The following is a 12,656-nucleotide window of genomic DNA, read 5'->3' as shown; positions in this document are numbered from 1 at the left end:
TCCGGTGCGGCCGGCTCGTCCGAACCGCGGCCAGCCGCCGGTGCGGCCGGCTCGTCCGAACCTCGGCCAGCCTCCGGTGCGACCGGCGCAAGCGAACCGCGGCGGACCCCGTCCCGGCGCCGCAACGCCCGGTCGGCCGCGTCCCCAGAGCGCGGCCAAGGTCGGACCGACGCGCCCGGCACCACGTGGGGCCCAGGCGCCGGCCGCTCGACGAAAGGCCCAGGCGAAGCGCATGCGGCTCGGGCAGGCCGCCAAGCGGGTGCGGTCCGGCGTCGTGATCGTGTGCCTGCTGCTGTCGGTGGTCTTCGTGCGGCTGGTCTGGTTGCAGGGCCTGGATTCCGGGGGCTACGCCAACGCAGCGACCCAGCAGAGCCTCGGCGGAGTGACCTTGCATGCCGCGCGCGGGTCGATCGTGGACCGCAACGGAATATCGCTGGCCTACACCGCCGACGCCAAGGACATCGTGGCTGATCCCAGCATGATCGCGCCCGCCGACCGGGCCAGCTATGCGAGCATGATCGCGCCGATCGTCAGCCGGCCGGTGATGACGATTACCCAGTTGCTGTCGAGTAATTCCCGCTACGCCCTGCTCGGTACCGCGTTGCCGCCGGCGTTGGCCCAGCAGGTGGAGAACCTGACTCTGCGGGGCAAGCCATTGGTGGGCATCTTCAGCCAGGCGACGCTGCAGCGGCTCTATCCGGGACGTACCACCGCGGCCAACGTCGTCGGCCTGGTGCACTCGAACGGCACCGGTGCTGCGGGTATCGAACAGAGCTACGACGCCATGCTCAAGGGCACCGACGGCGCGGTGGACTACGAGCTCGACGCCAACGGCAACGTCAACCCTGCCGGTGCCATCAAGCGCAAGAACGCCGTGGACGGCGGCACGGTGCAGCTCACCATCGACCAGGATCTGCAGTACATCACCCAGCACTACCTGGATTCGGCCATCAAGGCCTCCCAGGCCCGCAACGGGCAGGTCGCGATCCTGGACGTCAAGACCGGGCAGGTGCTGGCGCTGGCCTCCAGCGGCACGTTCGATGCCCAGGACCCCTCGACGATCGGCGCGAATCAGCCACTGGACCCGAACATCCAGCAGGTCTTCGAGCCGGGCTCGGCGAACAAGATCGTCACCATGTCCGCCGCAATCGAGAAGGGCCTGATCACGCCGCGGACGGTCCTGAGCGTGCCCGACAGCATCCAGGCGGGGGGCGTGACCATTCACGACGCCTGGTGGCACCCGGTGCAGAAGTTCACCGCGACCGGGGTGCTGGCGGAGTCCTCCAACGTCGGCACGCTCGAGATCGCCCAGCGGGTGGGGGAGCAGAGCTTCTACGACTACCTCAAGAAGTTCGGTCTGGGCCAGGCCACCGGCGTCGAGCTCCCCGGGGAGAGCAGCGGCCTGCTGCCGGATCTCAGCACCTGGTCGCCCTCGACGTTCACCAACCTTCCGATCGGTCAGGGAGTCGCGATGACCTCGCTGCAGTTGGCGTCGATGTACCAGGCGATCGCCAACGACGGCAAGCGGATCGCGCCACGCATCGTTCAGTCCGTGACCAAGGCTGACGGCTCGGTGAGCCAGACCCAGCAGCCGGCAGCGGTGACCGTCGTCTCGCCCAAGACCGCCCAAACCGTTCGTACCATGCTGGAGTCGGTCACGATGAAGGGCGGAACCGGTGTGCGGGCGGCGATCCCGGGTTACCGGGTGGCGGGCAAGACCGGCACGGCGCAGCAACCCGATCCGAAGACGGGCGTGTACTCCGACTCGGTCTACTGGGACACCTTCGCGGGGATGGCACCGGCGGACAACCCGCGCTTCGCGGTGGCGATCATGATCAACAATCCCGCGCACGGGCTGGAGGGTGGCGATGTCGCCGCTCCGCTGTTCCACGAGATCGCCTCCTACGAATTGGCCGCGGCCAAGATCGCCGCGTCCGGATCGGTCGGAAAGCTGGTCCCGCTGACCCTTGGTCAGTAGCGGCCCGCAGCCGACCCGACCGCGATCCGATCGGGCCTGGGTAGCGTGGCAGGGTGGTCGGCCGCCGGTCCGATCGCGTAACGAAAGGGGTACGAGGTGGTCCAGACGCCGTTGCGTCCGCGCCACGTTCCGCCGACCCCGCTCGGTGCCCTGGCCACCGGCTCGCTGATCCTGGACGGCGGTCCGGAGATCTCGGTCTCCGGAATCACCTCCAGCTCGACGGCGGTACTGCCCGGAGACCTCTTCGCCGCACTGCCTGGCGGCAGCGGCCACGGCGCCCGGTTCGCGGCTGCCGCGGTTGCGGCCGGCGCGCAGGCCGTGTTCACCGACGGCGAGGGGTTACGTGCCGTTCGAGCCGCCGGCCTCACCGTGCCCGTGCTGCTCGCCGCGCGTCCCCGCGACGACCTCGGGCCGGTTTCGGCAGCGGTTTACGGGCATCCCAGCGAGGCGCTCTCGCTGTACGGGATCACCGGTACGTCGGGCAAGACGACCACCACGTTCCTGGTTCGGGCGGGTCTGGCGGCCGCCGGTCGGCACGTCGGCCTCATCGGCACCGTCGGTGTGTTCTTCGGTACGCGATCGGTGAAGACCGCCTTCACGACCCCCGAGGCAGACCAGCTGCAAGCACTGCTGGCCGCGATGGTGGAGGACTCGATCGACGTTGTCGGCATGGAGGTCTCGTCCCACGCACTGCGCATGGGTCGGGTCGGGGGTGTCTGCTTCGCGGTCGGCGCGTTCACCAACCTGTCGCAGGACCACCTGGACTTCCACTCCGACATGGAGGATTACTTCGCGGCCAAGGCGATGTTGTTCGACGGACGTGCCCGGCGCGAGATCGTCGTGGTCGACGACGAGTGGGGTCGACGGCTGGTCGAGCCCGGCCGCATCACCGTGTCCACCAGCGGCGGTGCGGACTGGACCGCTTCCGACGTCGTCGTCGGCTCCGATGGGTCGACCCGGTTCACCGTGCGGGGACCGGGTCGCAGCTTCGCCGCGGGATGTCGCATCCCGGGCGCGTACAACATCGCCAACACCCTGCTGGCCCTGGCGGTGCTCGCCGAGTTGGAGGTCGACCCGGCGCGGGCGGCCCCGGCAGTTGCCGCCGCCCAGGTCCCGGGACGGATGGAGCGGGTGGACGGTGACCAGCCGTTCCTGGCGGTGGTCGACTACAGCCACAAGCCGGCCGGCGTGAGCTCGGCCCTGCAGGCGCTGCGCCCGCTGACCGCCGGGCGCCTGATCATCGTGCTCGGCTGTGGCGGTGACCGCGACCGCGGCAAACGGCCGCTCATGGGTGAGGTAGCCGCCCGCGCCGCCGACCTGCTGATCGTCACCGACGACAATCCGCGCTCGGAGGACCCGGCCACGATCCGCGCCGCGATGCTTGCCGGTGCCCGCGCGGTGGCGGCCGATCGGCCCGCCCTCATCGAGGAAATCGGAGACCGCCGGGCGGCGATCGAGCGGGCGGTCGCGGTGGCGCGGGTCGGCGACACCGTGCTGGTGGCCGGCAAAGGGCACGAGACGGGCCAGCAGGTGGGGGCGGATATGCTGCCTTTCGACGATGTGACGGTGCTGGCGCAGGCCTTGGCGCACGCCGGCTACCAGGTGGCAGACGCGCCGGGCCCGTCGGCCGACACGATGACGGAACAGGGGGTGAGCGGACGGTGATCCCGATGACCGTCGGGGAAATCGCCCGCATCGTCGGAGGGCGTCCCGATCACCTCGATCCTCACGTCGAAGTCACCGGCCGCGCAGAATTCGACAGCCGCCGGGTCCGTCCCGGCGACCTCTTTCTCGCCTTCCCGGGCGAGCGCGCCGACGGCAACGACTACGCCCAGGCCGCGGTCGACGCCGGGGCCGTGGCTGTGCTGTCCACCCGCTCGGTGCCGACCGGATCGGTGGTCGTGAGCGATCCGCTCGCGGCGATCAGCGCATTGGCCACCGCGGCGAGCCGCCGACTGGCAGCGACTGTCATCGGTGTCACGGGCTCGTCCGGCAAGACCTCGACCAAGGACCTGCTGGCTCAAGTGCTGTCGGGGCTCGGGACGACCGTGGCGCCCCCGGGCAGCTTCAACAACGAACTCGGCTATCCGTACACGGTGCTGCTGGCCGACGCCGGCACGCGATTCCTGGTCCTGGAGACCTCCGCGCGCGGCATCGGGCACATCACCCACCTGACCGCAATCGCCCGTCCCCAGCTGGGGATCGTGCTGAACGTGGGGCACGCTCACGTCGGCGAGTTCGGATCGGTGCAGGCGATCGCGCAGGCCAAGGGCGAGCTCGTCGAGGCCTTGCCGTCGCAGGCTGACGGGGGAGCGGCGATCCTCAACGCCGACGACCCTCTGGTGGCGGCCATGGCCGAGCGCACCACCGCACAGGTCATCCGCTTCGGCGAGTCCGAACAAGCCGACGTCCGGGCCGTGGACCTTCGGGTACCGGAGTCCGGGCGGCCGGAGTTCCTGCTGTCGATCGCGGGGCAAAGCGCACCGGTCGTGCTGTCGGTTCACGGCCGGCACCAGGTCGGCAACGCCCTCGCGGCCGCGGCCGCGGCCTGGCGGCTGGGCATGCCGGTCGGTGAGATCGGCCGTGCGTTGTCGGCGGCGACTGCGTCGTCGCGTTGGCGCATGGAGGTCACCACGACCGAGGACGGGATCACGGTCGTCAATGACGCCTACAACGCCAATCCGGAGTCGATGCTGGCGGGACTCGCCGCGCTGATGTCGATGAGCCACGGACGCCGGTCCGTAGCGGTACTCGGGCAGATGGCCGAGCTCGGTGACGCCTCCGAGGCCGAACACGTCCGGGTCGGCCGCGCGGTCGCGGATCTGGGCGTCGCCCGGGCCCTCATCGTCGGGCGGGCCGCTTCCGGTATCCGCCACGGCGCCGAGCAGGCCGGCATGACGGATGTGGAAGCGGTGGCCGACGTCGAGGCCGCCACCGAGCGCTTGAGGGCCATTCTCGAGCCCGGTGACGTGGTTTTCGTCAAGGCGTCCCGCTCGGTGGGCATGGAACGAGTGGCCGAGGCGATTGTGCGGGCGCACGTGCGTCCGGCCGCGGTCGCCCTGGCGGAGGGTGTGCAGTGAAGACGATCCTGGTCGCGGCCCTGTTCGGCCTGATGACCTCCATCCTGTGCACTCCGCTGGTCGTGCGGTACTTCCGCAGCCACGGCTTCGGTCAGGAGATCCGCGAGGACGGTCCGCAGAGCCACCTGATCAAGCGGGGAACGCCGACCATGGGCGGCGTGGCCATCATGGGCTCGACCATCGTGGGTTACGTCGCCGCGCATCTGGTGGCCGCCGTCCGGCACGATCACGCCGGACCGACCGCCTCCGGGCTGTTGTTGCTGTTTCTCATGCTGGGTTCGGGCGGTGTCGGCTTTCTCGACGACCTGATCAAGTTGCGACGACGGCGCAATCTCGGTTTGCGGGCCCGGGCGAAATTCCTCGGGCAGCTGGGCGTCGCCCTGGTGTTCGGCGCCGGAGCGATGATGTTCAAGGCACACAACGGCCTGACCCCGGCGTCGAAACACCTTTCCTACGTTCGCGATCTCGCCCCGCTCTCCCTCGGCGTGGTCGGCTTCCTCGTGCTGGCCTACCTCATCGTCACAGCCACCACGAACGCGGTGAACCTGACCGACGGGATGGACGGGCTGGTGGCGGGCAGCGCCGCGATGGTGATGGGCGCCTACACCCTGATCACCTTCATCCAGTTCAAGAACGTCTGCGGCGTGCGGCATCCGGCCGGCTGTTACATCGTGCGAGATCCGCAGGACCTGGCGCTCATCGCGGCCGCGGCGATGGGTGCCTGTTTCGGCTTCCTGTGGTGGAACGCCTCGCCGGCGCAGATCTTCATGGGCGATACGGGTTCGATGGCCCTGGGCGGACTGATGGCCGGCTTGGCGATCCTGTCGCGGACCGAACTGCTGCTCGTCGTGCTGGGTGGCCTGTTCGCCGTGGTAACCCTGTCGAGCGTGATCCAGACGGGCTGGTTCAAGTTCACCCGGATCAAGACCGGCACCGGCCGGCGCGTGTTCCGAATGGCGCCGTTCCACCATCACTTCGAACTGGGTGGTTGGGACGAGGTGACCACGATCGTCCGGTTCTGGATCGTCGGGGGGCTCGCGGTCGCGTTCGGAATGGGCTTGTTCTACGCGGAATTCGTCTCCTACGGATGACTGACGCCTCGACCGTTCCGACTCCGGCCGAGCGCGCCGCGTCCTCGCCCCGATTCGCCGACCGGCTGGAATTCGCCGGAGCCCGGGCGCTCGTCCTCGGCGCGCGGGTGGCGGGTGCCTCCGCGGCCCGGGCCCTCGTCCGGCTTGGTTGCTCGGTGCTCGTGACCGACGCCGGCCCGGCTCGGCTCGGCGGCGGCCTGCCTGAGGGGGCCGAATTCCTCGGTGCCGTCGAGGTGATTCCCGACGGTATCGATCTCGTCGTGACCTCGCCCGGACTGCGTCCCGACCAGTTCCTGCTTCAGCAGGCCTACCAGCGCGGGCTGCCGGTCTTCGGAGAGCTCGAATTCGCCTGGCGGATCAGGGGCAACGACCCCGCCGCCTGGTTGATGATCACCGGAACCAACGGCAAGACCACGACCGTGCGAATGCTCGAGGCCGTGCTGCGGTCGGCCGGCCTCCGAGCGTTGGCGGTCGGCAACGTGGGCGTGCCGATCATCGACGCCGTGCTGGCCGACCCCGGCTACGACGTGCTTGCCGTGGAGGCCTCCAGCTTCCAGCTGCACCACTCGGCCACGATCGCGCCCCTGGCCGGAGCCCTGCTCAACGTGGCACCGGATCACCTCGACTGGCACGGGACGATGTCGGCCTACGCCCGGGAGAAGACCAAGGTCTTCGCCGGTGACACCGCGATCGGCAACGCGGACGATCCGACGGTGCTGGCTCGGTTGGAGGAGGCCGCAACGTCGAGGCTGACCTTCTCCACCCACCACGGCGGTCCGGGCAGCTACGGGGTGGTGGACGGGTTGCTTCGCGATGCCCAGGGCCGGGTGCTCCTGCCCGCCGCCGAGATCCGGCCACCGGGGGAGCACAACGTGGCCAACGCGCTCGCGGCCGCGGCGCTGGCTGAAACGGCCGGCGTGGGCCCGGAGCAGATCGCGGCCGGGTTGCGGGCCTTCGTACCGGATCCGCACCGAAACCAGCTGGTCGCGACCGTCTCCGACGTGGACTACGTGGACGACTCCAAGGCGACGAACCCGCACGCGGCCGATGCCTCGCTCGCCGCCTATCCCTCGGTCGTCTGGATCGCCGGCGGCCAGCTCAAGGGCGCTCCGATCGCCGAGTTGGTCGACCGGCATGCCCCCCGGCTACGCGCGGCGGTCCTGCTGGGCCAGGACCGGGACCTGATCGCGTCTGCTCTCGCGCGACACGCGCCGGATGTCCCCGTGATCACCGTGTCAAGGACGGACGATGGGGCCATGCAGGAAGTCGTCGCGGCCGCGGCGTCGCTGGCGCACGCCTCCGACGTCGTTCTGCTCGCGCCTGCCGGGGCATCACTGGACATGTTCGCGAGCTACTCCGCCCGCGGTGAGTCGTTCGCCCGCGCGGTCGGGCAACTTCCCGGTGCCGTGACGGGGCCGGTGCCGCCGGAGCAGCCGCGGTGATCAACGGAATCCGTTCCCGGGTGTCGGACACCCGGGTCGTCCGTGCGTCCGGCCGCTACCTGGAGAGCCCGTACGCCTCCCTGCAACTGCTCGCCTTCGCCGGCGGCGGATTGCTGTTCTTCGGCCTGCTCATGTCGGCCTCGACGACCATCTCGGCCTCGCTGCACACGACCGGCGACAACATCTGGTCCCAGCTCATCCGCGAGGCGGAGTTCCTGACCATGAGCGTCCCGGTGTTCTGGTTCGCGATGCGGATACCACCGCGCGTCTACCGGCGCCTGGCCTATCCCGTCCTCGCCCTGGCGCTGGTCGCGCTGCTCGGCGTGCTCATTCCCGGGGTCGGCGTCACGATCAACGGCGCTCACCGCTGGCTGCAGCTCGGTCCGTTCACGGTTCAGCCCTCGGAGTTCGCCAAGCTGGCGGTTCTGCTCTGGGGGGCAGACCTGCTGGCGCGCAAGGAGTCCCTGCAGTCGCTGCACAGTGCCCGGCACGTGCTGGTTCCGCTCGTGCCTGGGTTCCTCGCCATCATCGGCCTGGTCATGATGGAACCCGATCTCGGCACGAGCCTGTGCTTCATGCTGCTGCTCATCGGGCTGCTCTGGACCGTTGGCCTGCCGTTTCGTTTCTTCGCGGTGATCGTGCTCCTGATCGCCGGGGCGGTCACCGTGATGGCCGTGACCGAGCCGTACCGGTTGCAACGCCTGACGACATTCCTGCATCCGAACCTCGATCCGCAGCATCACGGATTCCAGGCTCTGCACGGGTTGTGGGCGCTGTCCTCGGGCGGCGTCTTCGGTGTCGGGCTCGGCCGCGGCACCCTCAAGTACGGCTGGGTACCCAACGCGAACACCGACTACGTCTTCGCCGTCGTCGGAGAGGAGCTGGGCCTGCTCGGCACCACCGCCGTGCTGCTCCTGTTCGCCCTGTTCACCTACGCCGCGCTGCGCATCGCCTTCCGCAGCAACGACGCGTTCATCAGGCTGGTCGCCGCCGGAACCGCGATCTGGATCGCCGGCCAGGCCCTCATCAACATCGGTTATGTGACCGCGCTGCTGCCGGTCACCGGCATTCCGCTGCCGTTCATCTCCAACGGCGGTACGTCGCTGATCCTCACCTGCGGCGTGCTGGGCATGCTCGTGTCCTTCGCGCGCCACGAGCCAGCCGCGGTGAGTGCCGCGGCGACGACCGCGGCTGCCGGGCTGACGCCGCGCTGGGTCCGGTGGTTGCGCCTCGGCCGACCGGCGGCCGTCACCGATGTCGTACGTCGCAAGGTGCGCCCAGCCGGCAGCCGTACCTCGGGTGTCACGACGAGCGAGGCTGGTTCCGGCCGCGCCGCGGGACGTCCGCGCACCGCGACTCAACGCGCGGCAACTCCTCCGACTACTCAACGCACGGCTGCTCAGCGCGCGGCGGCACCTCACACGACTCAACGCGCGACTCAACGCGCGGCTGCTCAGCGCGCGGCTGCACCTGCCACGACTCAACGCTCGACCGCCGCTGCCCGCGCGGACGCCCTCCGCCCGACCGGAACCGAGAATGGCCGAGGCCGATGACGGCATCAGCCGGCCTGTCGGTGGTGATCGCCGGCGGCCATTCGGCCGGTCACATCGAGCCGGCGATGAACGTTGCCGACGCCATCCGCAGACTGGAGCCAAGCGTCCGAATCACGGCGCTGGGCACCGAACGCGGCCTGGACACGACGCTGATTCCGGCCCGCGGATACCCGCTGGAGTTGATCCCGCCGGTACCGCTGCCGCGCAGGCCGGGCAAGGCGCTGCTTCAGACGCCGGGCAAGCTGCGGGCGGCGGTCGCCGCGGCCGCAGCCGTTCTTGATCGTGTCGGGGCAGATGTTGTCGTCGGCTTTGGTGGCTACGTCGCGGTCCCCGCCTACCTCGCCGCTCGCCGACGCGGGATTCCGATCGTGGTGCACGAGGCCAACGCCCGTACCGGCGTCGCCAATCGGCTTGCGGCTCGCCTGACCACGCACGTTTTCACCGCGTCGGACTCGGTCAGGATCCGCCACGGTGTCGCGATCGGGATCCCGCTGCGGCCGGCGATCACCGAACTCGACCGGACCGCGGCGCGCCCGGCCGCGCGAAGCAAGCTGAAGCTGGACGCCGATCGGCCGACGCTCCTGGTGACCGGAGGCTCGCAGGGCGCGCAGCGCATCAACGGTGCCGCCCTCGGAGCCGCCCCGGCGTTCGAGGCCGCGGGCGTGCAGGTACTGCACATCGCCGGTCCCAAGAATCCCGTCCTGGCCCCGGAGCGCACCGCGGGTCACGCTCCTTACCGGGTGCTGCCGTATCTGGAGACGATGGCCGACGCCTACGCGGCCGCCGACTTCGTGCTGTGCCGTTCCGGTGCCATGACCTGCGCCGAACTCACGGCCGTGGGACTTCCCGCCGCCTACGTGCCCCTACCGCTACGCGGCGGGGAGCAACGCCTCAACGCGGAGCCGATCGTCGCAGCCGGCGGGGGACTGCTCGTCAGCGACGCCGAGTGCACGCCCGAATGGGTGGCCGACAACGTCGTGGGAGTGCTGCTCGACCCGTCTCGGTTGTCGGCCATGACCGCTGCGGCTCGCGGCGCGGGCACCCGCCACGCCGGTGAGACAATGGCACGAGCGGTATTGGAGGTGGCGCGTGGTCACCACTCCTGAGGAATCCGACAGCTCGTCCACGGCGTCGTCCGACGACGCCGGTGCGGGGCCTCGCCAGTGGCTGCCGGATGCAGCTACCCGCAGCCAATCCAGCTACCAGCGACCCGAAGGTTGGCAGGCCCCTGGGGCCGCGCTGGTCGCCTCCGCCGCGACCGAGCAGATCCCCGCCGCCGAGGACCTGGGTCGCGTCCACATCATGGGTATCGCCGGCGCCGGCATGAGTGGTCTGGCGCGGATCATGCTCGACCGAGGTCTGGACGTGTCCGGGAGCGAAGGCCGTGATTCGGTCACCGTGACCGCCCTGCGGGCACTGGGGATTCCCGTCACGATCGGCCATCCGCTCAGCCTGCTCGACGACACCGACACGCTCGTGTACACCACCGCCATCAATCCCAGGCACGAGATGCTCGCCGCGGCCAGGTCCCGCGGTCTGCGGGTCATACGGCGCGCGACCGGCCTGGCCGCGATGATCACCGGCAAGCGCGCGGTCGCCATCGCCGGCACCCACGGCAAGACCACGACGACCTCGCTGCTCACCGTCGCCGCCCAGGCCTGCGGACTCGATCCGTCCTTCGCCATAGGGGGAAACCTCTACGAGTCGGGATTGAACGCGCACGCCGGCAGCGGCGAACTGTTCATCGTCGAGGCGGACGAGAGTGACGGCTCGTTCCTGCTCCTACGGCCGGAACTGGCCATCGTGACCAACGTCGAAGCCGATCATCTGGAAAATCACGGTGACCTCGAAGGAGTCTTTCGCGCGTTCGAGCTCTTCGTCGACCGTATCGACCGTTCCTCGCCCAGCGGGGGTCTGCTGCTGGCCTGCGCCGACGATGCCGGGGCGCGCCGGATCGCCGACTACGCGCGAGCGCAAGGGGTGCCCGTGCGCACCTACGGCACCGCGGATGACGCCGACGTCCGTGTCGGCGACATCATCGAGCATCCGGACTCCGTCGAGTTCACGGTGCGCCTGGCCTCGGGCCGTTCCCACCGGCTGCGGATCGGCTCGTTGCTCGGCCGTCACATGGCCCTCAATGCCGCCGCTGCTTTCGCGGTGGCCGTCGAACTCGGCTTCGATCCGTATCGGGTCGAGCAGATCTGGCGTGAATTCCAGGGGGTGCATCGCCGGTTCGAGTTCCACGGCGAAGCCGGGGGAGTGCGGGTCTATGACGACTACGCCCACCACCCCACCGAGGTGCGAGCTGCCCTGTCCGCGGCGCGGTCGATCATCGGAGAGCACGCGGCGCCCGACGGTGGCCGTGGTCGGCTGGTCGCCATCTTCCAACCCGGGACCTTCAGCAGAACCCAGACCTTTGCGCAGGAGTTCGCCGAGGCTTTGGCGATCGCTGACGTCGCGGTGGTGATGGACATCTTTCCCGCCCGGGAGGAACCGATTCCCGGCGTCACCGGTGCCCTGATCGCAGAACGCATTCCGCTGCCGGCGGACCGCCTCGTCTACGAACCTCGCTGGTCGGACACCGCCGGCCGGGTCGCCGCGCTCAGTCGGGCCGGCGACGTCGTCATGACGATGGGAATCGGTGACGTCCATCTGTTGTGTGCCGAGATCCTGGCTCTTCTCGGCGATGGGCAACCCGGCACCGGCGGCGAGCAATGACGACTGTGGCTGAGCGACCCGCCCCGACCGAGGCTCACCCCCGCTCAGGCGTGCGGCGTTGGCTCTGGATCGGCGCGTTAGTGTTCACCGTCGTGCTCGCGGTCTGGGTCGTGGCGTTCTCCTCGCTGCTGGGGGTGTCGACGGTTCAGGTGACCGGTACGCGGCTGCTCTCGCCGGGACAGATCCGCGCGAGTGCGGCTATCCGGCCTGGCACACCGTTGGTGCGGCTGGACACCGCGGCGATCGAGCGCCGCGTGGCGAAGTTGCCCGTGGTGCGTTCGGTTCGGGTCAGTACCAGTTACCCCTCGACCGTGACGATCGCGATCACCGAGCGAGTGGGCGTGGGATACCGGATGCTGGCCGGGGCCACGGTCGAGGTCGACGTCGACGATGTGGCGTTCCGGACTTTGAGCAGCACTCCCAAGGCATTGCCCGTGCTGATCAGCAGCGGCAGCGACGCGCTGGACTCCGAGATCGCTCAGGTTTCCGGCGCGCTGAACGGGCCCGTTCGATCATCGGTCGCCCGAATCTCGGCGCTCAGCGCGGAGGCGGTCACGCTCGTGCTGCGCGATGGCCGGACGGTGCTGTGGGGCGGCATGGATGGCAACGCCGACAAGGCCAGGCTGCTGCCCGCCCTGCTGGGACGTCCTGGCAGCTATTTCGACATCAGCGATCCGAGCAGCGTCATCTCTCGCTGAGCGGGGCGATCCGGCCGTTGGAAATGGGGCGTGTCGCGGCGCGCCTCGCTTGCCCTTGACGCTTCGGGAACTACCTTTCGGGATAGCGCTCAGGTT

Annotated in this window: 9 protein-coding genes; all 9 read left to right on the top strand. The window is 69.7% G+C overall.

Translation table 11 applies throughout. The features are described 5' to 3' along the window. The first annotated feature begins 232 nt into the window (after positions 1-232). The 9 genes from M6D93_RS12885 to M6D93_RS12845 all read left to right on the top strand — a co-directional run bounded on the left by M6D93_RS12885 (position 233) and on the right by M6D93_RS12845 (position 12,560). A complete protein-coding gene (locus M6D93_RS12885) occupies positions 233-1,978 on the top strand; it encodes a peptidoglycan D,D-transpeptidase FtsI family protein (protein WP_249769663.1) in 1,746 nt (581 codons plus the stop codon). A 96-nt stretch (positions 1,979-2,074) separates the two neighbouring features. Then, positions 2,075-3,643, top strand: coding sequence for a UDP-N-acetylmuramoyl-L-alanyl-D-glutamate--2,6-diaminopimelate ligase (locus M6D93_RS12880; protein WP_249769662.1), 1,569 nt, complete (start codon positions 2,075-2,077; stop codon positions 3,641-3,643). After that, the gene (locus M6D93_RS12875; RefSeq protein ID WP_347343489.1) at positions 3,640-5,058 is read left to right on the top strand and encodes a UDP-N-acetylmuramoyl-tripeptide--D-alanyl-D-alanine ligase; all 1,419 of its coding nucleotides are present in this window, start codon (positions 3,640-3,642) and stop codon (positions 5,056-5,058) included. The genes M6D93_RS12880 and M6D93_RS12875 overlap by 4 nt, the downstream gene beginning before the upstream one ends. Beyond that, positions 5,055-6,149, top strand: a complete 1,095-nt coding sequence (gene mraY, locus M6D93_RS12870; protein WP_249769660.1) for a phospho-N-acetylmuramoyl-pentapeptide-transferase — start codon at positions 5,055-5,057, stop codon at positions 6,147-6,149. Before M6D93_RS12875 ends, mraY begins: the two co-directional genes overlap by 4 nt. Continuing rightward, positions 6,146-7,591: a UDP-N-acetylmuramoyl-L-alanine--D-glutamate ligase gene (gene murD, locus M6D93_RS12865; protein ID WP_249769659.1), complete on the top strand. Its 1,446-nt coding sequence runs from the start codon at positions 6,146-6,148 to the stop codon at positions 7,589-7,591. The genes mraY and murD overlap by 4 nt, the downstream gene beginning before the upstream one ends. Beyond that, positions 7,588-9,144: a putative lipid II flippase FtsW gene (gene ftsW / locus M6D93_RS12860; RefSeq protein WP_249769657.1), complete on the top strand. Its 1,557-nt coding sequence runs from the start codon at positions 7,588-7,590 to the stop codon at positions 9,142-9,144. Before murD ends, ftsW begins: the two co-directional genes overlap by 4 nt. Further along, positions 9,141-10,250, top strand: coding sequence for a UDP-N-acetylglucosamine--N-acetylmuramyl-(pentapeptide) pyrophosphoryl-undecaprenol N-acetylglucosamine transferase (locus tag M6D93_RS12855; RefSeq protein ID WP_249769655.1), 1,110 nt, complete (start codon positions 9,141-9,143; stop codon positions 10,248-10,250). The genes ftsW and M6D93_RS12855 overlap by 4 nt, the downstream gene beginning before the upstream one ends. After that, positions 10,234-11,862: a UDP-N-acetylmuramate--L-alanine ligase gene (gene murC, locus M6D93_RS12850; RefSeq protein WP_249769653.1), complete on the top strand. Its 1,629-nt coding sequence runs from the start codon at positions 10,234-10,236 to the stop codon at positions 11,860-11,862. The genes M6D93_RS12855 and murC overlap by 17 nt, the downstream gene beginning before the upstream one ends. Before the next feature lie 5 nt (positions 11,863-11,867). Continuing rightward, positions 11,868-12,560 carry a cell division protein FtsQ/DivIB gene (locus M6D93_RS12845; RefSeq protein WP_249769652.1) on the top strand — a complete coding sequence of 231 codons (693 nt, stop codon included), beginning with the start codon at positions 11,868-11,870 and terminating at the stop codon, positions 12,558-12,560. Positions 12,561-12,656 lie beyond the last annotated feature (96 nt).

This window comes from Jatrophihabitans telluris (assembly GCF_023516435.1).
In the GTDB taxonomy this organism is placed as follows: Bacteria; Actinomycetota; Actinomycetes; order Mycobacteriales; family Jatrophihabitantaceae; genus Jatrophihabitans_A; species Jatrophihabitans_A telluris.
The sequence above is the reverse complement of the archived record's forward strand: the minus strand, read 5'-3'. Positions and strand labels throughout refer to the sequence as shown.

What these genes read in the sequence shown, in the direction of transcription:
- M6D93_RS12885 (WP_249769663.1), top strand. Translation starts at nt 233, where the DNA reads ATGCGGCTCGGGCAGGCCGCCAAGCGGGTGCGGTCCGGCGTCGTGATC.
- murD (WP_249769659.1), top strand. Translation starts at nt 6,146, where the DNA reads ATGACTGACGCCTCGACCGTTCCGACTCCGGCCGAGCGCGCCGCGTCC.
- M6D93_RS12855 (WP_249769655.1), top strand. Translation starts at nt 9,141, where the DNA reads ATGACGGCATCAGCCGGCCTGTCGGTGGTGATCGCCGGCGGCCATTCG.